The sequence below is a fragment of the Planctomycetota bacterium genome (assembly GCA_039819165.1).
Lineage (GTDB): Bacteria > Planctomycetota > Phycisphaerae > Phycisphaerales > UBA1924 > JAHCJI01.
Genome location: JBCBSM010000001.1, coordinates 2,467,679 through 2,494,392 on the forward strand (window position 1 = coordinate 2,467,679; position 26,714 = coordinate 2,494,392).

Here is a 26,714-nt window from a genome sequence, read left to right on the forward strand (position 1 = left end):
ACTCTCATGCACCCGGCGACGCACGCGACGTCGCCGGGTGCTTTCTTTCTGGCTCCGTCGCGTGGAATTAGCCGGCGTCTAGTCGCGGGAGCGGTCGTAGGACTCGGACGCAGTCTCGGCCACGCTGTCGGCGTGCCGTTGCTCGGCGGCCTGGGCGATCTGATTCAGGGTGCGGCCGTTGAGCAGCGGGATGGACGTGCGGCCCGTGGAGAGCACGACGCGGACGTAGGGCTTGCACATGCCGCAGCCGCGGCAGCAATTGGTCCGCTCGCTGAGCTGGTCGAGCGATAGGTCCTCGGTGCGCGCAACGTCGCGGAGTTCTTCGAAGGACCGATCGAAGCACACGCAGCGATCGACGCGCACGCGCTGACCCGAGGCATCCAGCTTGAGCATAGCCGCGTCGTAATCCATATCGATGTCGAGTATATCGGAGGGCGCGAGATGATGCCCCATCACCACGCCGACCAGTCGGGGACATACCGAGGATCGTTATGGATGCCGACAGATCCGATACCCTGATCGGGCTGCGTTAGCCACTCTGCCCGCGCCACGTGGCCCCTGGCGCTGCCGTCGGCGTGGACGGCGGCGCATCGGCCGCCGATGCCGCGTCCGCCGTGGCGGAAGCAGCTGGTCGGGAATTCGTTCTTGCTCCAATAACCGGGGCGCTGGTAGAGCATGGGCGGATCGAGCAGCGCGTTGTTGGTCGGCTGGATGCCCGGCCCGCGGGACAGCAGCGTGTCGGCGAAGACCATGACGCTGGAGGGTCGCTCGATGTTGCCGAGGCTGCGCCAGGGCCTGTGGCCGATGTTGAGACCCCATCCGGGCGTGTGCGAGGGGCTGAGGTAGTAGCCGTTGTAGCCGTAGGTGGGGGAGAACTCGCCGGTGCGTCCCTGCGGGGTGAACGAGCCGCGGGGCTGCTCGGCGCACTGGTAGATGCCGCCGTCGCGGAGCGGTGCATCGAGGTAGCCGGTCAGCAGGCCCCGCGCCGGATCGATGCGGCCGGTGGTGCTGCCGTCGCTGCCGAACCAGAAGATGTTGTCGCCGCCGCCGGTGAGTTCGCGATCGGTGTAGGCGAGCGGCAGCACGCGCTCGGCGGCGTCGTTGGCGTAGAGGAACCACGCCGACCCGAGCTGGCGGAGGTTCGAGAGGCACTGCGTCTCGCGGGCGAGCGACCGCACGCCGCCCAGGGCGGGCAGCAGCAGGCCCATGAGCACCGCGATGACGGCGATGGCGACGAGCAGCTCGACGAGCGTGAACGCCGGCCTGGTGCGGACGCCGCGGGTCATGGGCAGCCACCCTCGAAGGCGACCTGGAAGCACAGGATGTCGAAGACGTCCAGCGAGCCCGAGCCGTCGCAGTCGGCCGCGAGGTTGCCGGCATCGAAGGTGTTCTGGAAGCACAGGTAGTCGAAGACGTCGACGGTGCCCGAGTCGTCGCAGTCGGCTAGGCAGTCGCCGCCTGCGTCGAATGCGGTGACGCCGCTGCGACCGATGCTGATCGCCATGCCCTCGCCGACGGCGGGCGAGCCGCCGCCGAAGGGCGATGCGCCGAGCACGAAGCCCGGGGCGCCGGGATGCGCGTCGAGATCGAGGAGCACGAGCCCGTTGCCCCCGCCGAAGGGATCGCTCGCGTCGGCGGGCACGCCGACGAGCAGTGCAGTGCGGCCGGCGGCCGTGATCACGGCGGGCTGGTGATCCCAGCCGCCCAGGCGGATGTACTCGCCCGGATCGATCTTGCCGTTGCCGTCGGCGTCGTGCCACGTGTCGTCGACGAGGTCCCAGATGCGCTCGGCGGCGGAGCCGAGATCCTGGAAGAGCTGCACGGTGGCCAGCGAGCCGAAGCCGTCGAGCCCGCCGCTGAGCACGATGCGGCCGTCGGGGAGGGGGATGGGCGTCGAACTCGAGCGGGCGGCCGGCGTCGACCAGCGTGGCAAGCCCGTCGATGCGGCGAGCTTGACCAGGTTGCTGTTGCTCCGCCCGCCGAAGAAGTTGTAGCTCGCGGCGAACAGGCCGCCGGCGCTGGTGCTCACGCCGCCGAAGAAGCCGATCTCTTCGGCGTTGGGCGTGGACCACAGCGGGGGCGACACGGGCGCGCCCTGGGCGCCCCGCACGAAGGCGGAGATGGCGCCGCGGGGATCAATGAAGTCGGGCGAGACGAGGGCCGCGAAGACGACGAGGCCGTCGACGGCGGGCGTCGCGCCCGAGGCCGACCCGATGGAGACGCGGCCCACGACCTCGCCGGGGTCGAAGGGGTTGGCGTTCGCATCGAAGGGGTCGGCGTTGATGCTTACGAGCTCGGCCAGGCCGCCGAAGGGGTCGTAGGTGGTGATGAAGACGCGGGCGGGCTGGCCCAGGATCGCGGGCGAGGCGTTGACGACGCGGCCGCCGAGCTGCGTCCGCCAGCGTTCGTGGCCGGTGAGCAGGTCGAGGCCGAGCAGTTCGCGGTCCGAGGCGACGACGACGAGGTCGTCGAGGATCGCGGGGCTGGACCAGGAGTCGAGCGCGGGCGGGGGCACGGGCGTGTGCCAGCGTTCGTTGCCACTCGCAACGTCGAGGGCGATCGCGTGGGCCTCTCCTCCAAGAGTGCCCACGACGATCGCAACCCCGACGCGCGAGATCACTGGGGATCCCTGGCCGAGGGACGCGAACGCGCCCCCGGCGTCGTACCGCCAAGCGGGATCGCCCAGACTGGGGAGTTCGGACACGGCCGCCCGCGCGACGCGCTGCGGCGTGCGGGCCGCGTGCGTCCACGAGTCCTGCGCGTGCGCCGAAGCGCACGCGGCCGAGAGCAAGAGTGTGGCCATCCTCACGGGCAGCCAACTCCGAAGTCGTTGATGAAGCACAGGAAGTCGAAGACGTTGAGCACGCCGTCGCCCGTGCAGTCCGCGCGGGCGTCGCTCGCGGCGAATCGACTCTGGAACGCCAGGAAGTCGAAGACCGTGAGTTCGCCGTCGCCGTCGGTGTCCGCGGGGCAGGTTGCGCGGACGTCGGCGAAGCCGTCGACCTCGGGCGTGGCGCCGACCGTCGGCGTGATGCGGACGAAGCTGACCTCGACCAGGCCGACCGAGGCGATGTCGATGCCGACGCCGCCGCCCGAGCCGTCGTAGGCGGCGACGACCTCGGCGAAGGTGAATCCGTCGGGGTCGAGCGCGGGATCGACGGGCTTGGTGAAGTCGCTCTCGACGATGCCGGCGGTGGGTGAGAAGGGATCGGTGAGGTCGAGATAGCCCAGGGTGGGGAAGGCGCCGTCGGCCTGCAGGCCGGGCACGGGGACGAAGGTGACGCCGTCGTCGGAGAGCTCGATCAGGCCGCCATCGGCGAAGATGCCGCCGACGATGCCGTCGGGGAAGGCCGCGTCGATGTAGCCGGCGTTGCCGAAGACCAGCAGATCGATGCCGAAGGGGTTGGTCGCGTCGTCGGTCACGGGCTCGTCGAAGGCGACGGTGAGGCTGCCGCCGTCGCCGATGCTGACGATCTCATCCATGCCGAAGGGCGGGTTGAAGACGGTGACGGCGCCGGGGAAGACGCCCTCGCCCGTGAAGCGCTCGGGCTCGCCGAGTGCGGTGGTGGGGTCGTCGAAGCCGACGGGCACGCCGTCGCCTGGGGTGTACTCGACGACGCGGTCGGCCCAGGGCGTGAAGGCCTGGGCGGCCGCAAGCGGGGCGGTGAGCGCGAGCGGCGCGCCGGCAACGAGACAGAACGCATCGGCGCGCATTATGCACGCTCCCTCCGGCGAGTGCCGGCACGTCGCCCCGGATCGCGCGGGGCGGCCTCGCACCATGGCCCGATAAACGGCGGGCCTGCCGGTCGTTCTCGCGGGGCTTTTTCCGGCGCAGTTGCGCGAACGCACGAGGCGGACGCACGCACACCGCGCCACCCATTACGCGAGGGCGACACCGTCGTGCTGGTGGCAGGTCTTCCGGCTCCGGGCCCGATTCGGCTGGCCTTCCCGCCGGGCGTTTGACGCCGGCAGTGGCCTTGCTGCCCTCACCCGTTGCGGGGAGGGGAGCCGATCGGATGCGTGCCCGTTACGGCGGCGCGTCCGCGGTGGCTTTTCACCACGCTTCCCTTTTCACCCCGGCGGCCATCCGCCGGAGAACCACTAGCGTTACCAGACTAACCCGGATCCGAGGGCGAATCAAGGATTTCTTTCGCGGCGGGGCGCTCGAACACGCCGCGGGCCTGCACGAGCCGCTCGCCGGCGTCGTCGGATATCGCCATGGTGTGGCCCGAATAGACCGCGGCCGACCCGAACGCGCCATCGGCCCGAACGGCGTACATCGTGACGTTGAATCGCGGCCGGCCGTTGGGCCGCAGCAGGTCGGCCCTCGTGGTGTGCCGCACGATGCGTTCGACGGCGGCGAGGCAGGCGTCGCTTGGGTCCTCGCCCCGCTCCATGCGGGCGACGGCGTCGAAGGACGCGCAGGCCATGAGCGTGCTCTCGCCGCGGCCCGTGCTGCCGGCGCTGCCGGCGTCGCTCGAGTAGAGACCCGCACCGATGCATGGGCTATCGCCCACGCGGCCGGGTGGCTTGTAGCTCAGGCCGCTGGTGGACGTGCAGCCGCAGCAGCGGCCCGACGCGTCGACGGCCGACGCGTGCACGGTGCCGAAGGTTCGGGGCGGGCCGGCGGGGGGCTCGTCGCCCAGCTCCTTGGCCCAGTCCCAGTGTTCGGCTCGGAGCCAGGCGTCGGGGTCGCCGCCCTCGGTCTTCCATTGCTCCCAGGCTTCGCGGGAGGCGTCGGTGAGGAGGTCCTCGTCGGCGAAGCCACGGGCCAGCGCGAAGCGGCGGGCGCCCTCGCCGGCCAGGAACGACCAGTGCGGCTCGCGGAGCACGTGCAGGGCCACGCGTGCCGCGTGCCGTACGCCCCGCATGGCCGCGACTGCGCCCGCCTCGTGCGTCCGCCCGTCCATGATGGCGGCGTCGAGCTCGACGACGCCGTCGGCGTTGGGCAGGCCGCCGAAGCCCACGGTGTTCTCGGCGGGGTCGTCCTCGACGGTGGCGATGCCGTCGGCGAGCGCATCGAGGACGTCGGCGCCGCCGAGCATGCGGCGGCGGACGACGCCGACTGCCTCGAGCGCGTTGCCGGAGCCGACGACGACGGGGAGGGGGCCGCTCACGCGCGGTCAGGCCGGCTGCGGCGTGGTGCGGAGGTAGGGCTTGATCTCGGTGTAGCCCTTCGGGAAGGCCCTGTCGGCCTCGTCGTTGGAGACCGCGGGCACGATGATGCAGTCCTCGCCATGCCGCCAGTTGGCGGGCGTCGCGACCTTGTGGTTGGCGGTGAGCTGCAGCGAGTCGATGACACGGAGGAGCTCATCGAAGTTGCGGCCCGTGCTGGCCGGGTAGGTCAGCGTGAGCTTGACCTTCTTGTCGGGGCCGATGATGAACACGTTGCGGACGGTCATGGTGTCCTGGGCGGCGGGCGGGATCATGCCGTAGAGGTCGGCCACGGTGCGGTCCGGGTCGCCGATCATCGGGAAGTTGGGGGCGATGCCCTGGGTCTCCTCGATGTCCCTGGACCACCTCTCGTGGTCCTCGACGCTGTCGCAACTGAGGCCGATGACCTTGCAGTTGCGCTTGTCGAACTCGCCTTTCAGCTTGGCGACGGTGCCGAGCTCGGTGGTGCAGACGGGCGTGAAGTCCTTGGGGTGGCTGAAGAGCACGCCCCAGGAGTCGCCCAGCCAATCGTGGAAGTGGATCTCGCCCTGCGTGGTGGGTGCGGTGAAGTCCGGGGCGGCATCGCCCAGATGCACGGTGTTGGTCATCGTTGTCCCCTTGTGTGGATTGAAAAACCGAGCAGCGTCGCTCGGCGTGGGGGACTGTACCTAGGTCGCTCGGGATTGGATGCACCGCATCGCGGAGTGTGGGCGCCTCCGATGCTCGGATGCCGCGATCTGGGGGGCAAATAGGAGGCGGCTAGGGATTGGAGATCGCAGGGGCGACCGGCGCCGGGTCGACGCGGGGCAGCCTGTCCGACACGTGGGCCCGGAAGCGGGCGACATCGGTGAAGAGGGCCTCGGCTTCCTGGCGGCCGAGGTCGCGGTAGGCGTCGCTCTGGCGTTCCTGCGCCGGCAGCACGGCGAAGGTGGGCGAGGTTTGCGTGGGCCGGGTTGGGGCGGCGATGTCCGCGGTCGGGGCCCAGGAATCCCAGGCTTGGAGGCCGCCCATGGCGTAGATGGCGGCCGACACGATTACTGCAATGGCGGCAGCGGCCGCCAGCGGCGGACGCAGCGAGAACATCAGCCTGCGGCGGGGCCAGCCGGTGCCGGCCCGGTAGAGCGTCACGCGGGCGGGGCCGGGCCGGGGATCGGCCTGGCGGCGCTCGGCCAGGCGGGACATGACGCGGGCCCGCACGCTGAGCGGCGCGGTCTCGTCGGGCCAGCTCCGGTCATCCGAGAGCATGGCTTCCACCTGGCGGCCCGTGATCGGACCGAGGCCGTTTCGATGTTGTCCACCAGCACCCATGGTTACACCGTGAGTGTATTCGCTCCGAGGGGGTCGGGCGTAACGCCGCGGGCGTCAGAAGATGCAGCATCTTCGGCCCCGGCGAAGGCGATGTCGCTGGCGCGCTCGCGGATGGCCTCGGCCAGCGTGTTGCGGGCCCGCAGCAGCATAACGCGGACCGCGACGCCGGATTTGTCCATAACGCGGGCGATCTGGGCCGGACTGAGGCCCTCGACGTAGCGGAGCCAGACGGCCGTCAACTGCTCACGATTGAGAGCGACCTCGGCGATGGACCAGATTCTGGATCGTTCGCCCAGGGCGTCGAGGTCGGGCGTGCCGGCGGGGGTTGCCGCGGCATCGGCGAAGCCCACGCTGGCCTCGGACACGATGTGCACGCGGGCTCGCTGGCGGGCGGCGGATGCCGCCAGCCTTGCGGCGATGGTCAACAGCCAGGGGGCCAGGGGACGGCCCGACTCGAAGGTGTGCAGCTTCTGCCAGGCCCGCAGGAAGGTCTCCTGGGCCACGTCCTCGGCCTCGGCGGAGGAACCGGTGCGGCGGAGCAGGAAGCGATATACGCGATCCTGATATCTCACCACCAATTCATTATAAGCCGCGACCGAGCCGTCCTTGGCGAGATCCGCCAGGGCGTGGTCGGACTGGCCCTGGACGGGCGTTTCGCCGGGTGTGGCGGGCAGGCCCGTCAGGGCGTGGTGAGGGATAGCCGAAACCGACATTGGCATCAAGATACCCGGTCCGCTGGCCGCCCCCAAGCGGATCCACCCGTATTCCTGAGAATGCGGGGATTCGGGGAAGTGGTTATAGCTCCCGGTCTCGGTCTGGCGAGGCGGGGGGCCTGGCCGGCAAGCGCGGTGGATCGGCGGCGATGGTGGGGCTCAGGCGGCGTTCGAGTTCGAGCTCGACGGTCCGGCCTTGCCGGGTGATGCGGCAGGACTTGACGAGCGTGAGCAGGCGGAGCATCGAGGCGTCGCCGTCGGCGAGGTCGGCGGTGCGGGTGGCGGCAAAGTCGACCGCGCGGTTGAGGCTCTCCATGACCCGGGCACCCTCGGACTCGCTGCCGGCGACGATCCGCAGGCCGGCCTCGAAGACGGTGTCGCTGCGAGCGGCGCGGTAGCCCAGGAAGGCGGTCGCCTCTCGGGAGAGGCCCAGCAGGTCCGAGCTGGGGGGCGGCTGGGCGTCCCATAGGCCGGTCGCGCGGGCGTACACGACGGCACCCTCCGGCGGATCGAGTGGCAGGAGGTGGGGCGTGTTCATGCCCATCAGCGGCTCGCCGGTCTCGTGCTCGGCGGTGGCGTCCCGGTCGGCGTGCAGCGGCTGAGGCTCGAGCACCGGTGTTGCGGGGCTCAGGACGGCGTCGAGGGCTGCCTGGAGGGTGTCCAGGCGGTCGGTGAGGAGGGCGACGTGCGTCGGGCCTTCCGAATCCTGGGCCAATGGCACGAGGCCCACGTGGACGTCCAGGGCATCGACCGCCCACGCGCCGGGCGAGGTCCTGGCGTCGTCGCCGTCGTCTTCGGACGGATCGAGGGTGACCGGATAGCCGCTGTGGGCGTCGACGTAGCCGGTGATCGCATCGCGAAGGGTGTCGCCGCCGACGAGCAGCGTGGTGGTGTGGCGGTCGCCGGTGTCCCGGGCCAGGGTGCCGAAGATCGTGAGCGATCGGACGTCCATGGTGGCATCGATGCCCATGTCGGCGAGCGAGGCGCCCCAGGCGCTGGACGCAATGAGGTCGAAGACCGGCCGCAACTCGCTGGAGGCGGTGGCCCGCTCGACGTCGACGTGGAGCACCCAATCGCTGCCCGGGGTCACCCACTGCGGGCGCAGCGGATCGGCCCACGCCGTTGCGGCGATGGTCGCGAGGGCTGCAACTGCGATTCGGGTTCGGGCGAGTCCGTCCAGCAACACTGGCACCCCCGGAGCATGGATAGCGGTGGCGGACGGGTGCCGTTTCGCGGACGGTGCAGATCGGAGACGTGGGCGAGGGCGAGGGCCGTGCGGGACCCCGATAGCATGGCCGCACGGCCGGTGGAGGTGGTGGGCGTGCTGGTTCTGTTTGCTATCGCCATCTTCTGCGGCGCGGCCCTGCTGTTCTGCGTGCAGCCCATGCTGGCGCGGATGATCCTGCCGGGCTTCGGCGGCAGCCCGGCGGTGTGGACGGCGTCGATGCTGTTCTTCCAGGCGGCGCTGCTGGCGGGCTACGCGCTGGCGCACGGGCTTGGGGCGGCGGGGCGACGGCGGCCGAGGCTGGCCGCCGGAGCGCACGCGCTCGTCGCGGCGGGGTCGCTGCTGGTGCTGCCGGTGGCGATTCCGGCGCTCTCGGGCGGGGTGGCGGGCGCGTGGCCTCCGGCGATGCGGGTGATCGGCGTGCTGGTGCTGGCGGTGGGCGGGCCCTACTTGGTGCTGGCGACGCTGTCGCCGATGTTGCAGCGGTGGATCGCGGCGAGCGAGCACCGGCTGGCGACAAATCCGTACCCGCTATACGCCGCGAGCAACGCGGGCAGCTTGCTTGGGTTGCTCGCGTATCCGTTCGTGATCGAGCCGCTGCTGCCGCTGGACGCGCAGCGGCGGTGGTGGTCGATCGCGTACGCGGCCGTCGTGGCGCTCGCGTTGGTGTCGGCGGTGGTCGCGATGGTGCGGTCGCGCGGCGCACGAGCGGAAGAGAAGGTCGACGCGGGCGACACGCTCACGCTGCGTTCGGCCGCGGGGTGGGCGCTGCTTGCGTTCGTTCCGTCGAGCCTGCTGCTGGGCGTGACGCAGCACGTCACGACCGACGTAGCGGCGGCGCCGCTCTTGTGGGTGGTGCCGCTGGCGATCTACCTGCTGACGTTCGTGATCGCGTTCGGCACGACGCGGCCCGGGCTGCTGCGGTGGACGGCGCGGCTGGCGCCGATCGGCGTCGCGGCGCTCGCGGTGGCGATGCTGCTTCGTGCGCGGGAGCCGCTGGCGGCGGTGGTCGTCGCGCATCTGGCGGGCTTCGGGCTGTGCGCGATGCTGTGCCACGCGCGGCTGGCCGCGCTGCGCCCGCCCGCGTCGGGGCTGACGGCGTTCTACCTGCTCGTGGCCACGGGCGGTGCGATGGGGGGCGTGTTCAACGCGCTCGTGGCGCCGCGGCTGTTCGATGGCGTGCTCGAGTACCCGCTGATGATCGGGGCGGCGATGCTGGCGCTGCCGATCGTGGGCGTCGTATCGCGGCGGTTGCTCGTGCGGGATGCCGTGGTGGGCGTGGTGGTCGCGGGCGGCTTCCTGGTGCTGCTGCTCGCGTTGCTGCTGGCGGGCGGCTCGCCGCTGGCGGCGTCGTCGGCGTTGTGGGAGCGTGCGGTGGTTGTCGGGCTGCCGGTGATCGGGTTGTATTTGTTGCACCAGCGGCCCGCGGCGTTCGGTGTCTCGGTGGCGGGCGTGCTGGTGGTGGCGCAGCTGTGGCCCGGCTCGCGGGAGGTGCTGCACGCCGAGCGGACGTTCTTCGGCGTGCACGTGGTCGAGCGGCGGCGGGTGCCGCTGGACGGCGGCGGCGTTGCGACCTTCCACGAGCTGCGGCACGGATCGACGACGCACGGCGTGCAGCGGGTGGACGCGGGCGGCGTGGCCGAGCCGCTGGCCTACTACCACGACCGCAGCCCGATCGCGGAGGTGTTCGCGCTCATCGACGGGCAGGCGACGGCCGACCCGCACACGCCGCTGGACCGCGTGGCGCTCGTCGGCCTGGGGACGGGTGCGGTGGCGGCGTACGGGCGGCGCGGGATGCGCATCGTGGGCTACGAGATCGATCCCGAGGTCGTGGCGATCGCGCGCGATCCGCGGTACTTCACCTTCGTGAGCGGCACGCGGGCGGACTTCGAGGCCGTCGTGGGGGACGGGCGGTTGTCGCTGGCGGCGTACACGGGCGAGCCGTTCGATCTCATCGTGCTGGATGCGTTCAGCTCGGATGCGATCCCGGTACACCTGTTGACCGTCGAGGCGTTCGAGCTGTATCTGGATCGGCTGTCCGCGGACGGCGTGCTGGCGGTGCACATCTCGAACGTGTATCTGGATCTGGAGCCGGTGGTGGCGGCGGCCGCAGAACGGTTGGGGCTGGCCGCGACGATGCGGGTGGACCCGTGGGACGAGGCCCAGAGTGCCCGCACGGGGCGGTACACGTCGACGTGGGTGGTGCTGGGGCGGCGCGAGGCGGCGATTGGGCCGCTGGTCGGGCGGCCTCGGTGGCGCGAGCCGGTCGCGCCCGAGGGCTTCCGCGCATGGACGGACGACTACAGCAACCTGCTGTCGGTGTTGGGTCGGCCGGCGGGCCAGTAGGGGAGCAGTCGTCGGGGGAGGCGCGGCGTCGCTCTATCATCCTGGATGCCGACACTCGACTACCAGACGGCCGGCGAGAGCCATGGCCCGGGCATGCTCGCGATCGTGACGGGCCTGCCCGCCGGGCTGGCAGTCGATGAAGACGAGATCAACCGTGAGCTGGCGCGGCGGCAGGGCGGGTACGGCCGCGGCGGGCGGCAGCGGATCGAGACCGATCGCGTCGAGTTTCTCAGCGGCGTGCGGATGGGCGTGACGCTGGGCTCGCCGGTCGCGATGCGTGTGGTCAACAAGGACAGCCGGCTGGACGACGCGGAGCGGACGCCACCGGTGTACAGGCCGCGCCCGGGGCACGCCGACCTCGCGGGCAGCCTCAAGTGGCTGACGACCGACTGCCGCGGCACGCTCGAGCGTGCGAGTGCGCGGGAGACGGCGGCGCGGGTGGCGGCCGGCGCGCTCACGCGGGCGCTGCTGCGGGCCTTCGGCATCGAGGTGTTCGGATTCGTGCGGCGGATCGGGACGGCGGCGAGCGAGGTGAAGCTGACCCCCGAGTCCTGGCGGGAGCTGCGGGATGTCCGTGATGCGAGCGAGACCTACACGCTCGATCCCGCGGCGACGGAGGAGCAGAAGGACATCATCCGGCGGGCCAAGGTCGACAAGGACACCGCGGGCGGCCTGTGCGAGGCGCACGTATTCGGGTGCCCGCCCGGGCTGGGCTCGTGCGTGGATTGGCGGCTGAAGCTCGATGCGCGGCTGGGCTACGCGGTGCTGGGCATCCAGGCGTTCAAGAGCGTGGAGATCGGGCTGGGGCGGCGGGTGGCGGAGCTGCCGGGCAGCCAGGTGCACGACCCCATCGAGTACGACCGTGCGCAGAACGCGGGCTCGACGCTGGGCTTCGTGCGTCCGACGAACAACGCGGGCGGGCTGGAGGGCGGCATGACCAACGGCCAGCCCGTGGTCGTGACCGGGGCGATGAAGCCGATCTCGACGCTGCTGCGCGGGTTGCCCTCGGTCGATCTGAACACCAAGGAAGCGGAGCGGAGCGACTACGAGCGGAGCGACGTGTGCGCGGTGTCGGCTGCGAGCGTGGTGATGGAGAACGTGGTGGGTTTCGAGATCGCGCGGGCGCTGGTCGACAAGGTGGGCGGCGATTCGCTCACCGAGATGGAGGCGCACCACGCGGCGTACCAGGAGCTGGTGCGTTCGCTGCCGCTGGATCCGCCGATGATGACGCTGGCGTGAGGTCGGGGCGTGGCACGTCGCCGCACTCGGGGCAGGGCGCGTCCGGGGCGAGGCCGGCGCGGGGGTATCGGCAGCGTGTGCACTGGCCCTTCTTGGCCCGACGCTGCGCCCGGATGCCCCGGACCACGAGCCACCCGCCGGCGGCGACCATGGCGAAGAGCAGCGTGTTCGCCGCGAAGCCCGGCCACACTGGGGTCAGGGGCAGCGCACGGGGATTGAAGTTCGCGTCCCGCGGTAGCTGCAGGCCGCCGCGCACGGTGTAGGTCACGTTGCTGTTGGAGATCTGGCGGCGCCAGTGCACGCTGCACGCCAGCGCGGGCGCGGGCCAGCCGACCTCGTGGTACCAGGCCTGCATGCGGAGTTCGTCGATGTCGCCCGGGCGGAGATGCCCGGGGAGCGTGGCGAGATCGATCTCGCCGGCGCGGAAGTCGGCCTCGGGCATCGAGAGGGATAGGCCCGAGACCTGCATGTGCCAGTAGGAGACGACGCGATGCCAGGCATTCTCGCCCCGCGAGAGCTGGAAGGTGCGTTCGCCGTCGGCGGTGCGCGTCAGGCCGATCTGCGTGGCGGCAAAGGGGCCGTACCACGCGTTGCCGGTGGGCAGCCGCATGGCGAGCCAGGCGACGGTGACGTTGGCGAGCAGGCCGACGGCGAGCGCGAGGGCGGCCGCTCGGGCGATGCGTCGGAGGCTGCGACGCTTGGAGGGCATGTCCGAAGGGTACATGCGATGGGCGTCCGCCGCGGGCCGCGATGGGCGATGCCCGAGGAGATGTTCGCGCGGTGCGCGAGAAATTCGCCCTGTGCTGGAAAGTGGTGGCGGGCCGCAGGGTGGCGTGCGTCGCGGGTAGGCATCCCCGCGTTGCGGGCGGCCGGGGCATGTCGAACGACGCGACCGGCGAGGGGCATGTCGTGGCGTCGGCGGGGATGCCCCTGCGGGAACGGGGCTCGTGCACGCTGGTTGGTCCGCCCCGGGTGATCCCGGTCGTACTAGCGGGCCTTGCCGCGGCGGGCGATGTGACAAACGGCTGCGTGCTTGCTGTGGCGTTGCATTGCGATGGTGGAGACGCCGGCGGGGTGTCGGCCCCGCCCGGGAGCAATTCGATGCACACACTTGTGGGACTTTCTGACACCTCGATGGCCCTCAACGCGGGGCTCTCCATCGAGGGCATCACGATGTACCTCTTCTGGATCGGCACCGTCGCGATGGGTGCGGGCACGGCCTACTTCTGGCTCATGGCCGGCAGCGTGCCCAGGGCGTATCGCTCGGTCATGGTCGTGGCGGGCATCATCACCGCGGTGGCCTGCTTCCACTACTTCCGGATGTCGGGCATCTACCTCGAGCAGGTCGCGGGCTTGTTTAACGCCGACGGCACGCGGATCGAGGGCGCCGAGATCGGCCAGTTCCCCACGGCCTACCGCTACATCGACTGGCTCATCACGGTGCCGCTGCTCGTGCTCGAGATTCCGCTGCTCCTGCGGCTGAAGGGCCGCGGCGGCTCGTTGTTCCAGACGCTGGTGGGCGCGAGCATCGTGATGCTGGTGCTGGCCTGGGTGGCCGAGGAATCTCCGGTCGGCGGTGGCACGTGGTGGATCACCTACCTGCTGTCCTGCGCCGCGTGGCTGTACATCGTGTTCGTGCTGTATACGAAGGTGTCGACGGAGATGCAGAACTCGCCGTCGTCGATCCAGAAGTCGCTCAAGACGCTGCGGCTGTTCATTCTGGTCGGCTGGACGATCTATCCGGTGGGCTTCCTGATGGCGCTGGCCGGCCCGGACGGCGAGTCGATCCGCGAGATGTGCTACAACGTCGCGGACGTCATCAACAAGGTGTTCTTCGGCCTGGTGTGCTACCAGGGCGTCAAGGTACTGACGGACACCGAGCACGACACCGTCGGTGACGATGTGCTGACGCGGGCGGCCTAGGGCCGGGTTCGCAGCAGGCATGCCGGTCGTTCTGGCCCAACTCGCTCTCCTTCCCGGCCACGCCAGCGGCGCAGGACGCCCGCTGGCGTGGCCGCGTGGTGCGGCGTACGCCGTCGCGGTGCTCGCCGCGGTGGTGCTCGGGGTCGCTGGCGTCGGCGTGTCGGGAGCGCTGGCCGGCTCGTGGGTATGGGTGATGGCGCTCGTTGTGGCCGGCATGCCGCACGGGGCGTACGACCTCGCGGAGATGCAGCGGCGATGGGGGTTGCGTGGGGCGATGCGATCGTTCGTGCCCTACGCGGCCGCATTCGTGTCGTGCGGGCTGGCGTTCGTCGTTGCTCCCGTTGTCGTTCTGCTGGCGTTCCTTGTGCTGACGATGGTGCACTTCGGGCTCTCGGACACGAGGCATCTGCGCATCCGGGCCAGCGGTCTAGATGGAGGGTTGCTCGGGCGAGCGCTGGCGTTTGCGCACGGCGGAGTGGTGATCGCGGCCGTATTCGCGTTCCAGCCAGGGGTGAGCTGGCGGCCGTTCGCGGAGATCGCCGGCCTGGTCGGCGGCGCCGCGGGCCCGATGGGCGTGCCCATCGCGGCGCTGCAGGCGGCGGCGGTGCTGGTGATGGCCGTCGGCGGGCTCGTGGTCGCCGCGTCGGCGGTGATCGCCTGGCGGCACGACACGCGCATGGCGGCGGCGGAGATCATCGGCGTGCCGTTGCTCGCGGTGGCATCGGCGTCGGCGCTGCCGCCCCTACTGGCGGTGGGGATGTACTTCGTGTGTGTGCATGCGACGCGGCACTGCGTTCGCGTCGGCGATCGCGGCGATGGGGCGCTGCGGGCGTTTGCTCGGACGCACGCGCTGTCGGTGCCGTTGCTGGTGCCGTCGCTGGCGATCGTCGGGTTGCTGGCGCTGCCATTCGCCGAGCTCGGCTGGGTGCCCGCGTTCGCGCTCGCCTTCCTGCTCTTCTGCGTCGTGGCGACGCTGCCGCACCACGCGCTGTGGTTTGGCCGGGCGTGTGGTGGGTGGTGCAGCAAGCGGTCCGCCGGCGGATTGGCTTAGGTCGGCGTAGTTCGGCAGAAGATCGCCCGAGGCCGCCACGCCGGCGGCGCTCGGGCTAGCCCAGCGGCTCGTCGCCCGTGATTTCGGCCCCGATGGCAACGGCGAAGATCTGCAGGCGGTGGCCCTTGGGTTCCAGGCCCATCTCGCGGCAGATCCGCTCGCGGATGGCCACGAGCTCGGGCACGTCGATGGCGACCGCCTCGCGGGTATCCAGGCGGACGAGGGTGTCGCTGGGGCTCTCGCCGTAGGCCAGCTGGTAGCGGGCCTGGTCGCCCTCGGTTAGCACCCGCTGGATGATGCCGGCATCCTGGAGCAGGTGGATGGTGCGGTAGACGGTGGCCTTGCTGACGCGATGCCCGAGCGTGCGGAGTTGGTCGATGACCTCTTCGGCCTCGAAGATGCGATCGAGCAGGATGATCGCATCGAGCACGCGAGCCCGCTCGGTGGTGTACTTCTGGCCCTCGGCCTTGAGCTGGCGGCGGAAGACCGCGCAGAGCGGCTCGGTGATCCGCAGGTTGTCGCCGGCGGTCTGTGGTGCGTTGGGCTGCAGGGCCATGCCGGAGTGTACGGACGGAAGAAGTTGGTGGCATCCGCCCGAAGAATGGGGCGTGGTACGGGTTTCTGCGATCGGATTGCTGCTCGCGCACTGGCTGCTGCTGGCGTCCTGTGCGGCGCGGATCGACGAGCCGTGGCGGTGGCCCTCGGTGGATCCGCCCGCCGGCGCGGCGCCCGGAGTTGGGCTGGTGCCCGTCCGCGTCGCGGTGGCCCCGTCGCTCGTGCCGCTGATGGAGCGGCTCGAGCCCTACTACGAGGCCGCCCGCCCGGGCGTGGACCTGGTGATCCACGCGGGTCCGAAGACCGGCGAGGTCGATCCCGCGCGGTGGCTGGCGCTGCGGCTGGAGCGGGGGGCGGAGGCCGACGCCTTCCTGGCCGAGTCGATGGGCCAGGTCGACGCGCTGGAGCGCGAGGTTCAGGGCTCGATGGCCTGGCTGGGCAACACGCTGGCGGTGGTGGTGCCGCGGGGCTCGACGCTCGATCGCCGGGAGCTGGCTCTGGGGCGTGCACCGGTGCACATCGCGCTGCAGCGGAGCGAGCTGGGCCGCTGGACGCGGGCGTCGCTCCGCGAGAGCGAGCTGTGGGGCGACGTCTCGCTGGCGGCGGGCGTGTTCGATGATGGGTCGGCGATCATCGAGCGGGTGCGGTACTTCTACGAGCAGACCACGCCGCAGCGGGGCCGGCAGGAGAGCTTCGGCATCGTGTTCGGCAGCGATGCGCACGCCGCGCAGGACCGCGTGCGGGTCGTGGGCTACCTCGACCAGCCCCGGGGCGATCCGTTGGTGCACGCGATAGCGTGGTTCACCGACGAGGGCGCGGCGCTCGCGTCGTGGCTGGCCGAGAGCGAGGACGCCCGCGTGGCGGCGGCCCGCGGGGGATTCATCGTCGGCGGGCCGAGGTGAACGCCGGCGGCGTGTCGCGGTTGCTGGGCGTGGCCGGCGTGGCCGGGCTCGTCGGCGGCGTGGCGGCGCTGGCGGCGATCGGCGGGACGCTCGGCTACCAGCAGACGCTCGTTGCGATCCTGATGGAGTGGGCCCGGGGCGGCGCGCTCGCCGGCGCATACGTGGCGGCGGCGTGGGGACTGGGTGCGTGGCTTACGCCGTATCTGCTGAAGACCGAGGATGCGCCCTGGGTGGCGCCGGCCGTGGGTCTGGGCTTGATGCTCGCGATCAGCCATGCGATGGGCGTGCTGGGCATGTTCGACGTTGGCGGGCGGGTCGCGGCGGCGGCACCCCTTGCCGCGGGGCTGGGGCTGCTGGCCTGGCGGCTGCTGCAGCGGCGGGACGAGGGCCTCGCGCTGCATCCGGCGGCGCTGTGCGTCGTGCCGGGCGCCGCGGTGCTGATCGTGGCGGCGGCGAGCCCGCCCGGCTGGCTCTGGGCGAGCGAGGGCTTCGGGTACGACACGCTGGGCTACCACCTGCAGCTGCCCGGCGAGTGGGCCCGGGACGGCCGGCTGTGGCCGGTCGAGCACAACGTGTACTCGCACCTGCCGGGCTACGTCGAGGCGGCGTTCCTGCACATGGCGTCCGTGCTGGGCGTCGGGCCGGGAGTGCCGATCGCGTCGGGCGGGGGCACGGCGATCCTGGCGGCCCAGATGCTCAGCGCGTGGACGGCGCTGCTGGCGGCGGTGCTCCTCGCGCGGGTGTGCTACGCGGCGTGCCGGGCCGTCGAGACGGAGCACGCAGCCGGCATCGCGACGGCGTGCGCTGCGGTGGCGCTCGGCACCCCGTGGATGCTCGTGACGGGCACCCTGGCGTACAACGAGCCCGCGGTGCTGGCACTCGGCGCGGGGGCGATGCTGGGGGCGATGGACGGGGGCGCCCGGCCTCTCGTGCGGTGGGGCGTGGCGGCGTTCCTTGTCGGGTCGGCGTGCGGCGCGAAGCCGACGGCGCTGTTCATGGTGACGCCGGTGGTCGGCCTGTTGCTGCTATGGCGGACGCCCGCGCGGTGGTGGCTCGCGTTTGGCGGCGTCGCGGTCGTGGTGGGCACGCTCACGCTCGTGCCCTGGCTTGCGCGCAACTGGGCGGCGGCGGGCAACCCGGTGTTCCCGGCCCTCGACGGCGTGTTCGGCCTGGGGCACTGGACGGCCGAGCAGCATGGACGGTGGAAGTCGGGCCATGCGTTCGACGGATCGCTGGGAGATCGGCTGGCGATGCTCGCCTCGGGGGACCGCGGCCTGCTGCACCCGCAGTGGGGCGTGCTGGGCGTTCTCATGGTGCTTGGCGTCGCGGCGTGCGGGGTGCTGCGCGGCGGGGTGCGGCTGGTGCTCGTCGCGGGCTTCGTGCTGCAGCTGGCGGCGTGGTACGCGCTCACGCACCTGCAGTCGCGGTTCTTGATGCCGCTGATGCTCACGGGCGTGCCGGCGATTGCGGTGGCCCTGTCTGCGCTGCGGCGGCCGGCGGCGGCGGTCATCGCCGCGTCCGTGCTGGCGACCGTGCAGGCTGGCTTCGCGGTGGCGTTGTACGCCGGGGAGCGGAACGGCAGCCCGAACGCGGCCATCGCGACGGGCGTGGCGCCGTTCACGACGCCGCCGGCGGACGCGTCGCGTGCCGGCCCGGTGCCCCTGCTCAACAACCTGTTGCCCCGCGATGCCCGCGTGCTGCTGGTGTTCGACGCGCGACCGCTATACCTCACGCGGCCCGTGCTGTACTCGACGACGTGGGACGCCTCGTCGCTGGCCAAGGCGATCGCTGCGTCGCCCGATGATCCGGCGTCGTGGGTGGCGGCGCTGCAAGGACGAGGGGTGCGCTGGATGCTGGTGCACACGGGTGAGTTCGATCGGCTGGGGCGGTCGGGCTGGCTCGACCCGGCGTTGACCACGGAGAACCTCGAGCGGCTGCTCGGGCAGGGCCGAGTCGTGCGGGCGTGGGACGGCGGGGTGCTGCTGGTCGATCTCGGCGCGGCGGCGACGCCATAGGCTGCAGGCCGATGGACGAGGTGGACACACCCGGGAGCGCGTCACGGAGCAGGGCACGGCTGCTCGCGAAGCTCGCGGCGCAGACGCTGGGCTTCCTGATCGGCATCGCCATGCTGGGCTACTGCGTGCAGCTGGCGCTGTCGGGCGAGAACCGGCGGGCGCTGCAATCGCTGAGCGAGGCCAGCCCGGCGGCGCTGCTTGCCCTGGTGGGGCTGTCGGCGATCAGCGTTATGGCCAACGGATTGATCTTCTGGGCGACGCTCGCGCCCGTGCGGCGGCTGGCGGCGATCGACGTCGTGGCGACCAACTTCCTCTCGACCTTCCTGGCCAATCTGCCCTTCAAGATCGGCCTACTCGTGCGGATCGCGATCCACACGCGGCGGGATCGCGTGCCGCTGGCAACGGTGATGGCGTGGATGGCGGCGGTATCGGCGACGCTCGTGATGGCCTCGGGCGCACTGCTGGTAGCGGCGCTGGTGCGGGATGCGACCGGGCCGCTCACGGCGCCCCTTGCGGTCGTGCTGATGGCGGCCGGCTGCGCGGCGATGGTCTTCGTCGCGCGGCGGCTGTCGGGCGAGGCGGGCCACCGCCGGCTGTCGCGGCTGATCGCGCGGTTCGGCGGCCGGCGGGCGATGCGGATGGCGCGGGGCGACGTCGCCCGGCAGCTGCACGCGGGCATCGACATGCTCGCCGACGGTCGCTGGATCGCCGTCGTGATGCTGGCCCGCGTGCTGGACTTCGCGGCCCAGTCGCTGCGGATGATCGTCGCCGGGGATCTCGTGGACGTCGCCGTCCGTCCGACGAACGGCATGATCATCGCGGGGGGGCACTACGTCGTGGGCGCGGTGTCGCCCTTCGGCATGCTGGGGTTCCGCGAGGGCGGGGCGGTCGGCATCGCGGTGCTGCTAGGCTATGACAAGGACGGCTTCGCGCCCGTCTCGTTGCTGGCCAGCGGCTCGGAGATCATCGCGACGATCACCGGCGCAGGTCTCGCCATCGCGTGGTTGCGGCTGGACCGCATCCTGCGCGGGAAGACCGCGGGCAAGCGGCGGGCACCGGCGGCGTAGCCTCGCCCATGCGCATCGCCCTGGCGCCCATCAACCCAACGGTCGGCGACGTCGCCCGCAACGCCGACCTGGTGCGGGCGGCCTACTCGGCCACGCGGGACCGCGTCGACGTGGTGGTGCTGCCCGAGTTGGCGATCAGTGGGTATCCGCCGCGGGACCTATTGCTGGAGCCGGGCTTCCTGTCGGCCTGCCGGGCGCACGCATGGGCGCTCGCCGAGGCAACGGCGAACGGGCCGGTGCTGGTCGTGGGCTGCCCGACGCACGAGGGCGCGGTGGTCCGCAACAGCGTGCTGGTGCTGCGGGACGGCGGCGTGCAGTGCGTGTACCACAAGCGGCTGCTGCCGACGTACGACGTATTCGACGAGGATCGCTACTTCGAGCCCGGCGGCGAGCCGTGTGTGATCGACGTGGGTGGACGGAGGCTGGGCCTGGCGATCTGCGAGGACCTGTGGATGGGCGAGGACGCGGGCTTCGCGTCCCGCTACGAGGGCGCGGCCGATCCGGTCGCGGAGCTGGTGGCCGCCGGCGCGTCGGTGGTGGTGGCGCCGTCGGCCAGCCCGTTCGTCGAGGGCAAGCACGCGCGGCACGAGGGCATCGTGCGTGCGCACGCGGAGCGGCACGGCGTGTGGGTGCTGGGCGTCAACCAGGCGGGTGGCAACGACGACCTGATCTTCGACGGGCACGCCATCGCGGTCGACCCCGCCGGTGCGCTGCGGTACGCCGGGGCCCGCTTCGGCGGCACGCTGGAGAAGGCCGAGACCACGATCGTCGACGTCGACGACCCCGGGGCGGCGGTGGGCGATCCGTTCCTGGATGCGGGCGACGATCGCACACTGGTGGAGGCGCTGGTCGTCGGCGTGCGGGACTACTGCCGCAAGACCGGCTTCGCCCGCGCGATCATCGGGCTCTCGGGCGGCATCGATTCGGCGGTGACGGCGGCGATCGCGGTGCTGGCGCTCGGTCCCGAGAACGTGCTGGGCGTGGCGATGCCCGGGCCGTACTCGTCGGCGCATTCGATGGACGATGCGCTCGCGCTGGCCCAAAGCCTGGGCGTGCGCTGCCCGGTCGCGCCGATCGCGCCGCCGATGGAGGGCTTCCGCGGGACGCTCGACGAGCTGTTCGCGGAGTTCGATCATGCGAGGCTGGGCGAGCGGCTGCCGGACGTGACCGAGGAGAACCTCCAGAGCCGGCTGCGGGGCACGATGCTGATGTCGATCTCGAACCGCACCGGCGCCATCGTGCTGACGACGGGCAACAAGAGCGAGCTGGCGGTGGGCTACTGCACGCTCTACGGCGACATGAACGGCGGGCTCGCGGTGCTGGCCGACGTGCCCAAGACGCGGGTGTACGCGATTGCGCGGCACGTGAACGTGGCGTGGAGCGAGCTCGGCTTTGCCGGCCCGCCGATCCCGCGGAACACGATCGACAAGCCGCCGAGCGCCGAGCTGGCGCCCGACCAGCGGGACGACGACACGCTGCCTCCCTACGACGTGCTCGACCGGATCGTCGAGATGCGGGTGGAGCGCAGGATGACCGTCCGCGAGATCGCCGGAGAGGGCTTCGATCGCGAGCAGGTCGACCGGATTGCCGGGCTCATCGCCCGCAACGAGTACAAGCGTCGGCAGGCGGCGATCGCCCTCAAGGTGACGTCGGTGGCGTTCGGTCCGGGGCGGCGGATGCCGATTGCGCAGGCGTGGCTCGGGTGAGCCATTGCCGCGTTGCGTGGCGCCCCTAGCATGCCGCGTGGGCACGGTGGGCTCCGCATCGGGGAATGGCAGCACGGGCGGGCGGCGCAGGCCGCACACGCTGGCGTCGCTGGCCAAGATGGCCGATCGAGGCGAGCCCTTCGCCTGCCTGACGTGCTACGACGCGTCGACGGCACGGCTGCTCGAGGCCGCGGGCGTGCATGTGCTGCTCGTGGGCGATACCGCGGCCGAGGTCATCCTCGGGCTCGACCGGACCATCGAGATGCCGCTGGACGTGCTCATCGCGCTCACCGCGGCGGTGAAGCGTGGCGCACCCAGCGTGGTCGTCATGGGCGACATGCCGTTCATGTCCTACCAGGCGTCGGCGGACGAGGCGGTCCGCAACGCGGGGCGCTTCCTGGTGGAGGGCAAGGCCGACATCGTGAAGCTCGAGGTGGACGCGAGCTTCGCGCCGCTGGTGGCGCGGCTGGCGGCGGCGGGCGTGCCGGTGTGCGCACACGTGGGAAGCAAGCCCCAGCACGTGAAGCGGACGAGCGGGTACAAGGCCGAAGGTCGCACGCCCGCGGCGGCGGCGCGGGTGCTGGCCGATGCGCGGGCGCTCGGGGACGCGGGTGCGGCCATGCTGCTGGTCGAGGCGGTGCCGAGCGAGGTGGCCGACGAACTGGTGGCGTCTGCGGGCGTACCCGTTATCGGGATCGGTGCGGGCACGGCGTGCCACGGGCAGGTGGTCGTCCTGCACGACGTTATGGGTCTCCTGGATCACTCCCCGGGGTTGGCCCAGCCCGTCGCGAACCTGGGGCCGCAGATCCGCGAAGCGGCTATGGAATGGGTGCGCCGCGTTGCCGAACGAAGCTTCGGCGGCAAGGAGTTCTCGATGCAGCGCCCGGCCGCCGGCGGCGGTGGTGGAGGCGACGGGGAGCCGGCGGCGACGCATCCCGGCTAGCGTGCCGCCGGCGGGACCGGCCCAGCACGGAGGCAACGCATGCGACGATTCATGAGCTTCGGACCGGCCGCCGTCGTGCTGCTCACCGTCATCGCGGCGCTGGTAGCGGCGCCCGAGGTCGTCCGCCGCGTGGAGCACGCGCAGGCGGGCGTGCAGGTGCGATTGGCCCGCCAGGAGCTGCGGCAGGACGACATCCTCGAGCGGATCAACCGCGCGACGCGGGCCATCGCCCAGTCGGTCGAGCCGGGCGTGGTCCACCTGATGACCGGTGGTCGCTGGGGCGGCGGGGCCGCGGGGTCGGGATGGGTGTACGACGACGCGGGCCACATCGTCACCAACGCGCACGTCGTCGGCGGGTCGGACTCGGTCAGCGTGCAGCTGCACACCGGGCGGACGCTGCGGGCCGAGGTGCTGGGCGTCGACGTGTTCACCGACATCGCGGTGCTGCGGGCCGACGAGATGCTCGGCGGCGTGCCGCTGCTGCGCGCCAGCGGCGAATTGCCCCAGCAGGGCGATCGCGTGTTCGCGTTCGGGTCGCCGTTCAACTTCAAATTCTCGATGAGCGAGGGCATCGTGTCCGGGCTGGGGCGGGACCCCAACACGGGCGGCGGCAGCGCCTTTACGAACTTCATCCAGACCGATGCCGCGGTGAACCCCGGCAACTCGGGCGGGCCGCTGGTGGACGTTCGCGGGCGGGTCATCGGCATGAATGTGGCGATCGCCACCGGCCGCAGCGGCAACGGCGAGGCGACGGCCGACGAGGGCCAGTCGGCGGGCATCAGCTTCGCCATCCCGCTGCCGACCATCGAATCGGTGGTCGACCAGCTCATCGAGAACGGCCGCGTGGCCCGCGGGCGGCTCGGCATCGCGTTCGATCCGAGGCGGAGCCGCAGGCCGATCATCGACGGCGGCGAGTTCCGCGGTCTGGGCGTGCTGGTGGGCGACATCACCCAGGGTGGCCCCGCGGAGAAGGCCGGCCTGATGCAGAACGACGTCATCGAGTCGATCGGCGGCCAGGCGGTGCCGAGCCGGCAGCTGCTGCGGGCCGTGGTCAACACGATGCGGCCGGGCGAGGAGCTGGAGGTCGTGGCGTGGCGCGACGGCGCGGCGATCCGCACGCTGGTGGTGCTCGACGAGCTGGACCCGGTGAACGCCGTGGGGCCGGCGACGGCGAACATCCTCAGCCGCGAGGTGGGCCTCGTGGTCAACCTGGGCGACGACTCGGTGACCGTGCTGCGTGTTGCGGCCGATTCGCCCGCCGACCGTGCGGGCATCGAGGCCGGCCAGCGGATCCTGGAGGTCAACGGCCGCCGCATCGATGGAATCTCGGGCTTCATCGAGGCCGTGGCGTCCTCCCGCATCGGCCTGGGTCGCGCGACCGAGTTCGTCGTGCGGGGCCCGGGCGAAGACGATGAGCCGCGGAGCGTGACCGTCCGCGTGCGGCTCTAGCCCCACTCGACGAACGCAGCGGGGCTACTGGTCCACGGCCAGGCGGATCGTGACGCTTGCGCCGAACTGGGGCGTGCGCTCCGGGTGGGCGATCCACTCGGGCTCGTCGATCCACGAATCCGGGCTGAGTGTCGTCGTGAGGGCGACCACCTCGGAGCCGAAGGTGTGCAGGCCGACGAGTAGGCCCGTGGCGTCCGCGACGTAGCGGGTGTCGTCGTCCTGCAGCAGCGAGCCCGCAAAGACCCACCGCGGATCGCCGCCGCCGGGGCGGAAGGGCGTCGCGTCGTCGGCGTGCGTGATGAACTGTTCGATCGGCTCGCCCGGCGGTGGTGCTTCGCTCGGTCGCAGGGTTACGGCAACGCGCGGGCCGTCGGCGGCCGAGGTGATCGCGAAGCGGCCGTCCCAGGCGACGCGTCCCGGCGTGCCGGGCTCGAGACCCAGCGCGAGGAGTGCGGCGTGGACGTGGGCGGGGCGTGCGCTCGTCAGGACGAGGGCCTCGTGGTCCTTGCCGCTGGCGGGCGTGACGGCGACGGCCTCGAGGTAGCGGATCAGGACGAAGCCGGTGCGGTCCCGCTCGCGGACGTCGATGGGCACGATGCCGTCGAACTCGATCCAGCGCTCACCGACGTGCAGGCGGACGCCGGGGAAGGCCTCGACGGCCGGCGGGGCCGGTGCTGACTCCGCTGGCACGGGCGCCCGCGCGGTGGCGTTCGCCGCGGCGGGCGGTTCTGTGTCCGAGGTCTGCGTGGACGGCTGGGGGAGGGGCGGATCGGCCAGCGGCCTAGGCGTGCCGCAGGCCGCCAGCGCCAGCAGCACGAGCGGCAGCGAAGCGGTGCGCCAGCGTGCGGAACGCGTCGCCCCGCTGCTCGAAGTGGTCGAACTGGTCCCAGGACGCGCAGCCGGGGCTGAGCAGCACCGCGCCGCCGGCAACGTCGGCGTGTGCCGTTGCCGCCTCGAAGGCTCGCTCGAGCGTGCCATGGTGCTGCGCCCTCCCGCCCGCGGCCCGCGCCTCGTCCACGATGCGCGGGCCCGTTGCACCAATGGTACAGAGGGCGACGCCGCGGGTGGCGAGGCGGGCGATGGCCGCGAGGTCGACGCCCTTGTCCGCGCCGCCGGCGATGAGCGCGATGCGGTCGGGCGGCGTGCGCTCGGCGACGGCGTCGACGGCGAGCGCCGCGGCCTCGGGCGTGGTGCTCTTGCTGTCGTTGTAGAACGCGACGGTGCCGCCGGCGGCCGCGGCATCCACCACGTGCTCGAGGCGGTGCGGCAGGCCCGGGAAGCCGGCGATGGCGTCGCTGGCGGCCGCGGGCATCGCGATTCCGAATCGGCCGAGGGCGGTCCGGGCGGCGGAAAGTGCGCAGGCCGCGTTGTCGCGGTTGTGCGCCCCGGGCACCCGGAGCGGCGGCGGGTGCTCGGTGCGGGGGTCGATCCGCGTCGGCGTGTTGAGGTCGGGCCACAGGTCGGCGGGCGCCACGAGCGCGTCGCCGGCGTGCTGGTGGCGGGCGATGTGCCGCTTGCTGGCCTGGTAGTGCTCGAAGGTGCGGTGCCAGTCGAGGTGGTTGGGGCGGATGTTGGTGACCACGGCGGTGCCGGGCGACCAGGCATCGCGGCCGAGCCAGTGCAGCATGAAGCTCGAGAGTTCGAGCACGACGAAGGCGCCGGCCAGGGTGTCTGCCGGTGCGTCGTCGATGGCTTCGAGGATCGAGCCGCCGATGTTGCCGCCGAGCAGGCATTGCTGGCCAGCGGCCTCGATGGCGCGGGCGATCATCGTGCTGGTGGTGCTCTTGCCGGCGGTGCCCGTGACGCCGATGGTCCTCGCGCGGTCGGGCAGCCGCTGGATGGCTAGGCCGATCTCGGTGGTGACGGACACGCCGGCGTCGTCGGCGGCGGCGAGGAACTCGTTGTCCCACGGTGCGGGCACCGCCGGGCTGGCGACCACGAGGTCCGCGTCGCGGAAATCGGCAGCGTCGTGGCCGCCCAGTCGCAGCTGCACGCGGCCGTCGCCGATGAACGGATCAAGAGCGTGCAGCGGTTCGCTGAGGCTCGCGGCGTCGGCTCGATCGGTCAGCAGCACGCGGGCGCCGTGTCGTGCGAGCCACCGGGTGACGCCCAGCCCCCCGCCGAAGCGGCCCAGGCCCATCACCGTGACTCGTGCGCCGGCGGGATCGAACACGGCGTATGCCTAGGCGACGGACGCGGGGGTGGGAGCAGCGGTGGTGGCGGAGGCAGTGGCCACGCCGGTGATCTGCGCGCGGCAGTCCTGGAGGACGCGGTCCAGCAGCCGCCGGGCGACGGGGCCCGGCGTGCCGTCGCCGACCGTGCGGCCGTCCAGGCTCACCGCGGCGGTCACGATCGACGTCGTGCCCACCAGGATGATCTCGCTGGCGTCGGCGATCGCCTCGATGGGCACGGGGCGTTCCTCGATCGCCGCGTCCAGTTCGAGGCAGCGGGCCCGCGTCACGCCGTGCAGGATGGAGACGCCGTCGAGGGCCGGGGTCACGGGCCGGCCGCCGAGCACGAGGATGAGGTTGGACGCGCAGGCCTCGGTGACGAAGCCGTCGCGGTGCATGAGCACCTCGTCGCCGCCGGCGTCCCGGGCGTCGTAGGCCGCCAGCACGTTGCCCAGCAGCGAGATCGACTTGAGGTGCCCGCGGGCCCAGCGGGTGTCGGCCGCGGAGGCGAGGCGGATCGTCGGCGGGGCGGCGTAGGTCTCGAGGGGCGGCTGCTCGGTGGCGAAGGCGAACACCGTGGGTGCGGCGGCCTCGCGGAGCGTGCGGGCGCGGACGGGCTCGCCCGGACCGGGCTCGCCGCGGGTGACCTGCACGTACATGAAGGCGTCGCGGAGGCCGTTGGCGCGGCACAGGTCCTCGGCGATCCCGGGCAGCCTGCTCGCGTCCCAGGGGATGCGGGCCTCGGCTAGGCCCTCGGCCATGCGGCGGACGTGGCGATCGACGGCCATCGGCACGCCGTCGAAGACGCGGACGCCCTCGTAAACGCCGTCGCCGAAGAGGAAGCCGCGGTCGAACACGCCCACGCGGGCGGCGGGTGCGGGCAGCAATTCGTCGTTGAGGTGCACGATCACGGGGGAGAGTATCGGAGGGCGGCGCCGGGTCGCGAC

The 26,714-nt window shown here is 72.0% G+C and carries 24 protein-coding genes and 1 riboswitch; of the genes, 10 read left to right on the top strand and 14 right to left on the bottom strand.

Annotation, left to right across the window (positions count from 1 at the left end):
* Positions 1-78: 78 nt before the first annotated feature.
* The 9 genes from AAFX79_10805 to AAFX79_10845 form a co-directional block, all read right to left on the bottom strand.
* Positions 79-393, bottom strand: a complete 315-nt coding sequence (locus AAFX79_10805) for a (2Fe-2S)-binding protein (GenBank protein ID MEO1009050.1) — start codon at positions 391-393, stop codon at positions 79-81.
* Positions 394-452: 59 nt separating this feature from the next.
* Positions 453-1,286: a type II secretion system protein gene (locus AAFX79_10810; protein MEO1009051.1), complete on the bottom strand. Its 834-nt coding sequence runs from the start codon at positions 1,284-1,286 to the stop codon at positions 453-455.
* Positions 1,283-2,803 (bottom strand): PQQ-binding-like beta-propeller repeat protein, encoded by a 1,521-nt coding sequence (locus AAFX79_10815; GenBank protein ID MEO1009052.1) that lies wholly within the window; start codon positions 2,801-2,803, stop codon positions 1,283-1,285. Before AAFX79_10815 ends, AAFX79_10810 begins: the two co-directional genes overlap by 4 nt.
* A gap of 2 nt (positions 2,804-2,805) precedes the next feature.
* Positions 2,806-3,714 (bottom strand): GC-type dockerin domain-anchored protein, encoded by a 909-nt coding sequence (locus tag AAFX79_10820; GenBank protein ID MEO1009053.1) that lies wholly within the window; start codon positions 3,712-3,714, stop codon positions 2,806-2,808.
* 176 nt (positions 3,715-3,890) lie between these two features.
* Positions 3,891-4,118, bottom strand: a riboswitch (cobalamin riboswitch).
* Complete coding sequence (locus AAFX79_10825; GenBank protein ID MEO1009054.1) at positions 4,116-5,117, bottom strand: isoaspartyl peptidase/L-asparaginase; 1,002 nt, start codon at positions 5,115-5,117, stop codon at positions 4,116-4,118. (Overlaps the previous riboswitch by 3 nt.)
* Before the next feature lie 6 nt (positions 5,118-5,123).
* Positions 5,124-5,762, bottom strand: a complete 639-nt coding sequence (locus AAFX79_10830; protein ID MEO1009055.1) for a peroxiredoxin — start codon at positions 5,760-5,762, stop codon at positions 5,124-5,126.
* 151 nt (positions 5,763-5,913) lie between these two features.
* Positions 5,914-6,399: a hypothetical protein gene (locus tag AAFX79_10835; protein MEO1009056.1), complete on the bottom strand. Its 486-nt coding sequence runs from the start codon at positions 6,397-6,399 to the stop codon at positions 5,914-5,916.
* A gap of 65 nt (positions 6,400-6,464) precedes the next feature.
* Complete coding sequence (locus AAFX79_10840; protein ID MEO1009057.1) at positions 6,465-7,175, bottom strand: RNA polymerase sigma factor; 711 nt, start codon at positions 7,173-7,175, stop codon at positions 6,465-6,467.
* 82 nt (positions 7,176-7,257) lie between these two features.
* On the bottom strand, positions 7,258-8,367 hold the full coding sequence (locus AAFX79_10845) for a hypothetical protein (protein MEO1009058.1): 1,110 nt from the start codon (positions 8,365-8,367) through the stop codon (positions 7,258-7,260).
* A 99-nt stretch (positions 8,368-8,466) separates the two neighbouring features.
* On the opposite strand from AAFX79_10845, the gene AAFX79_10850 reads away from it, so the two are divergent.
* Positions 8,467-10,746 carry a fused MFS/spermidine synthase gene (locus tag AAFX79_10850; GenBank protein ID MEO1009059.1) on the top strand — a complete coding sequence of 760 codons (2,280 nt, stop codon included), beginning with the start codon at positions 8,467-8,469 and terminating at the stop codon, positions 10,744-10,746.
* A gap of 45 nt (positions 10,747-10,791) precedes the next feature.
* On the top strand, positions 10,792-11,985 hold the full coding sequence (aroC, locus tag AAFX79_10855) for a chorismate synthase (GenBank protein MEO1009060.1): 1,194 nt from the start codon (positions 10,792-10,794) through the stop codon (positions 11,983-11,985).
* On the opposite strand, the gene AAFX79_10860 is transcribed toward aroC, so the two are convergent.
* Positions 11,900-12,694 carry a hypothetical protein gene (locus AAFX79_10860; GenBank protein ID MEO1009061.1) on the bottom strand — a complete coding sequence of 265 codons (795 nt, stop codon included), beginning with the start codon at positions 12,692-12,694 and terminating at the stop codon, positions 11,900-11,902. The two genes, aroC and AAFX79_10860, sit on opposite strands and share 86 nt — an antisense overlap.
* Before the next feature lie 392 nt (positions 12,695-13,086).
* On the opposite strand from AAFX79_10860, the gene AAFX79_10865 reads away from it, so the two are divergent.
* Both AAFX79_10865 and AAFX79_10870 read left to right on the top strand, forming a co-directional pair.
* Positions 13,087-13,908, top strand: a complete 822-nt coding sequence (locus tag AAFX79_10865) for a bacteriorhodopsin (protein MEO1009062.1) — start codon at positions 13,087-13,089, stop codon at positions 13,906-13,908.
* A gap of 19 nt (positions 13,909-13,927) precedes the next feature.
* Positions 13,928-14,959, top strand: a complete 1,032-nt coding sequence (locus AAFX79_10870) for a beta-carotene 15,15'-dioxygenase, Brp/Blh family (protein ID MEO1009063.1) — start codon at positions 13,928-13,930, stop codon at positions 14,957-14,959.
* Between the two features lie 55 nt (positions 14,960-15,014).
* On the opposite strand, the gene AAFX79_10875 is transcribed toward AAFX79_10870, so the two are convergent.
* Entirely contained in the window at positions 15,015-15,515 is a 501-nt protein-coding gene (locus AAFX79_10875) for a transcriptional repressor (GenBank protein ID MEO1009064.1), read from the bottom strand.
* A gap of 52 nt (positions 15,516-15,567) precedes the next feature.
* On the opposite strand from AAFX79_10875, the gene AAFX79_10880 reads away from it, so the two are divergent.
* The 6 genes from AAFX79_10880 to AAFX79_10905 are packed head-to-tail and all read left to right on the top strand — an operon-like array spanning position 15,568 to position 23,596.
* The gene (locus AAFX79_10880) at positions 15,568-16,416 is read left to right on the top strand and encodes a substrate-binding domain-containing protein (protein MEO1009065.1); all 849 of its coding nucleotides are present in this window, start codon (positions 15,568-15,570) and stop codon (positions 16,414-16,416) included.
* A complete protein-coding gene (locus AAFX79_10885) occupies positions 16,413-18,431 on the top strand; it encodes a hypothetical protein (protein ID MEO1009066.1) in 2,019 nt (672 codons plus the stop codon). Before AAFX79_10880 ends, AAFX79_10885 begins: the two co-directional genes overlap by 4 nt.
* A gap of 11 nt (positions 18,432-18,442) precedes the next feature.
* Positions 18,443-19,498, top strand: a complete 1,056-nt coding sequence (locus tag AAFX79_10890; protein MEO1009067.1) for a lysylphosphatidylglycerol synthase domain-containing protein — start codon at positions 18,443-18,445, stop codon at positions 19,496-19,498.
* Positions 19,499-19,506: 8 nt separating this feature from the next.
* Positions 19,507-21,204 (top strand): NAD+ synthase, encoded by a 1,698-nt coding sequence (locus tag AAFX79_10895; protein MEO1009068.1) that lies wholly within the window; start codon positions 19,507-19,509, stop codon positions 21,202-21,204.
* Positions 21,205-21,241: 37 nt separating this feature from the next.
* Entirely contained in the window at positions 21,242-22,147 is a 906-nt protein-coding gene (panB, locus tag AAFX79_10900; protein MEO1009069.1) for a 3-methyl-2-oxobutanoate hydroxymethyltransferase, read from the top strand.
* A gap of 39 nt (positions 22,148-22,186) precedes the next feature.
* Positions 22,187-23,596 (top strand): trypsin-like peptidase domain-containing protein, encoded by a 1,410-nt coding sequence (locus AAFX79_10905; GenBank protein MEO1009070.1) that lies wholly within the window; start codon positions 22,187-22,189, stop codon positions 23,594-23,596.
* Positions 23,597-23,620: 24 nt separating this feature from the next.
* On the opposite strand, the gene AAFX79_10910 is transcribed toward AAFX79_10905, so the two are convergent.
* From AAFX79_10910 to AAFX79_10920, 3 genes are read right to left on the bottom strand one after another with little or no spacing between them, the layout of a single operon-like run.
* Complete coding sequence (locus AAFX79_10910; protein MEO1009071.1) at positions 23,621-24,412, bottom strand: YdjY domain-containing protein; 792 nt, start codon at positions 24,410-24,412, stop codon at positions 23,621-23,623.
* Positions 24,378-25,769, bottom strand: coding sequence for a Mur ligase family protein (locus tag AAFX79_10915; protein ID MEO1009072.1), 1,392 nt, complete (start codon positions 25,767-25,769; stop codon positions 24,378-24,380). Before AAFX79_10915 ends, AAFX79_10910 begins: the two co-directional genes overlap by 35 nt.
* 9 nt (positions 25,770-25,778) lie before the next feature.
* Positions 25,779-26,678 (bottom strand): aminotransferase class IV, encoded by a 900-nt coding sequence (locus AAFX79_10920; GenBank protein ID MEO1009073.1) that lies wholly within the window; start codon positions 26,676-26,678, stop codon positions 25,779-25,781.
* Positions 26,679-26,714 lie beyond the last annotated feature (36 nt).

Coding starts and splice junctions, on each gene's coding strand:
- AAFX79_10815 (MEO1009052.1), bottom strand. CDS start 2,803: ATGGCCACACTCTTGCTCTCGGCCGCGTGCGCTTCGGCGCACGCGCAG.
- AAFX79_10850 (MEO1009059.1), top strand. CDS start 8,467: ATGGCCGCACGGCCGGTGGAGGTGGTGGGCGTGCTGGTTCTGTTTGCT.
- AAFX79_10835 (MEO1009056.1), bottom strand. CDS start 6,399: ATGCTCTCGGATGACCGGAGCTGGCCCGACGAGACCGCGCCGCTCAGC.
- aroC (MEO1009060.1), top strand. CDS start 10,792: ATGCCGACACTCGACTACCAGACGGCCGGCGAGAGCCATGGCCCGGGC.
- AAFX79_10810 (MEO1009051.1), bottom strand. CDS start 1,286: ATGACCCGCGGCGTCCGCACCAGGCCGGCGTTCACGCTCGTCGAGCTG.
- AAFX79_10865 (MEO1009062.1), top strand. CDS start 13,087: ATGCACACACTTGTGGGACTTTCTGACACCTCGATGGCCCTCAACGCG.
- AAFX79_10840 (MEO1009057.1), bottom strand. CDS start 7,175: ATGTCGGTTTCGGCTATCCCTCACCACGCCCTGACGGGCCTGCCCGCC.
- AAFX79_10870 (MEO1009063.1), top strand. CDS start 13,928: ATGCCGGTCGTTCTGGCCCAACTCGCTCTCCTTCCCGGCCACGCCAGC.
- AAFX79_10895 (MEO1009068.1), top strand. CDS start 19,507: ATGCGCATCGCCCTGGCGCCCATCAACCCAACGGTCGGCGACGTCGCC.
- AAFX79_10860 (MEO1009061.1), bottom strand. CDS start 12,694: ATGCCCTCCAAGCGTCGCAGCCTCCGACGCATCGCCCGAGCGGCCGCC.
- AAFX79_10890 (MEO1009067.1), top strand. CDS start 18,443: ATGGACGAGGTGGACACACCCGGGAGCGCGTCACGGAGCAGGGCACGG.
- AAFX79_10875 (MEO1009064.1), bottom strand. CDS start 15,515: ATGGCCCTGCAGCCCAACGCACCACAGACCGCCGGCGACAACCTGCGG.
- AAFX79_10805 (MEO1009050.1), bottom strand. CDS start 393: ATGCTCAAGCTGGATGCCTCGGGTCAGCGCGTGCGCGTCGATCGCTGC.
- AAFX79_10830 (MEO1009055.1), bottom strand. CDS start 5,762: ATGACCAACACCGTGCATCTGGGCGATGCCGCCCCGGACTTCACCGCA.
- AAFX79_10905 (MEO1009070.1), top strand. CDS start 22,187: ATGCGACGATTCATGAGCTTCGGACCGGCCGCCGTCGTGCTGCTCACC.
- AAFX79_10820 (MEO1009053.1), bottom strand. CDS start 3,714: ATGCGCGCCGATGCGTTCTGTCTCGTTGCCGGCGCGCCGCTCGCGCTC.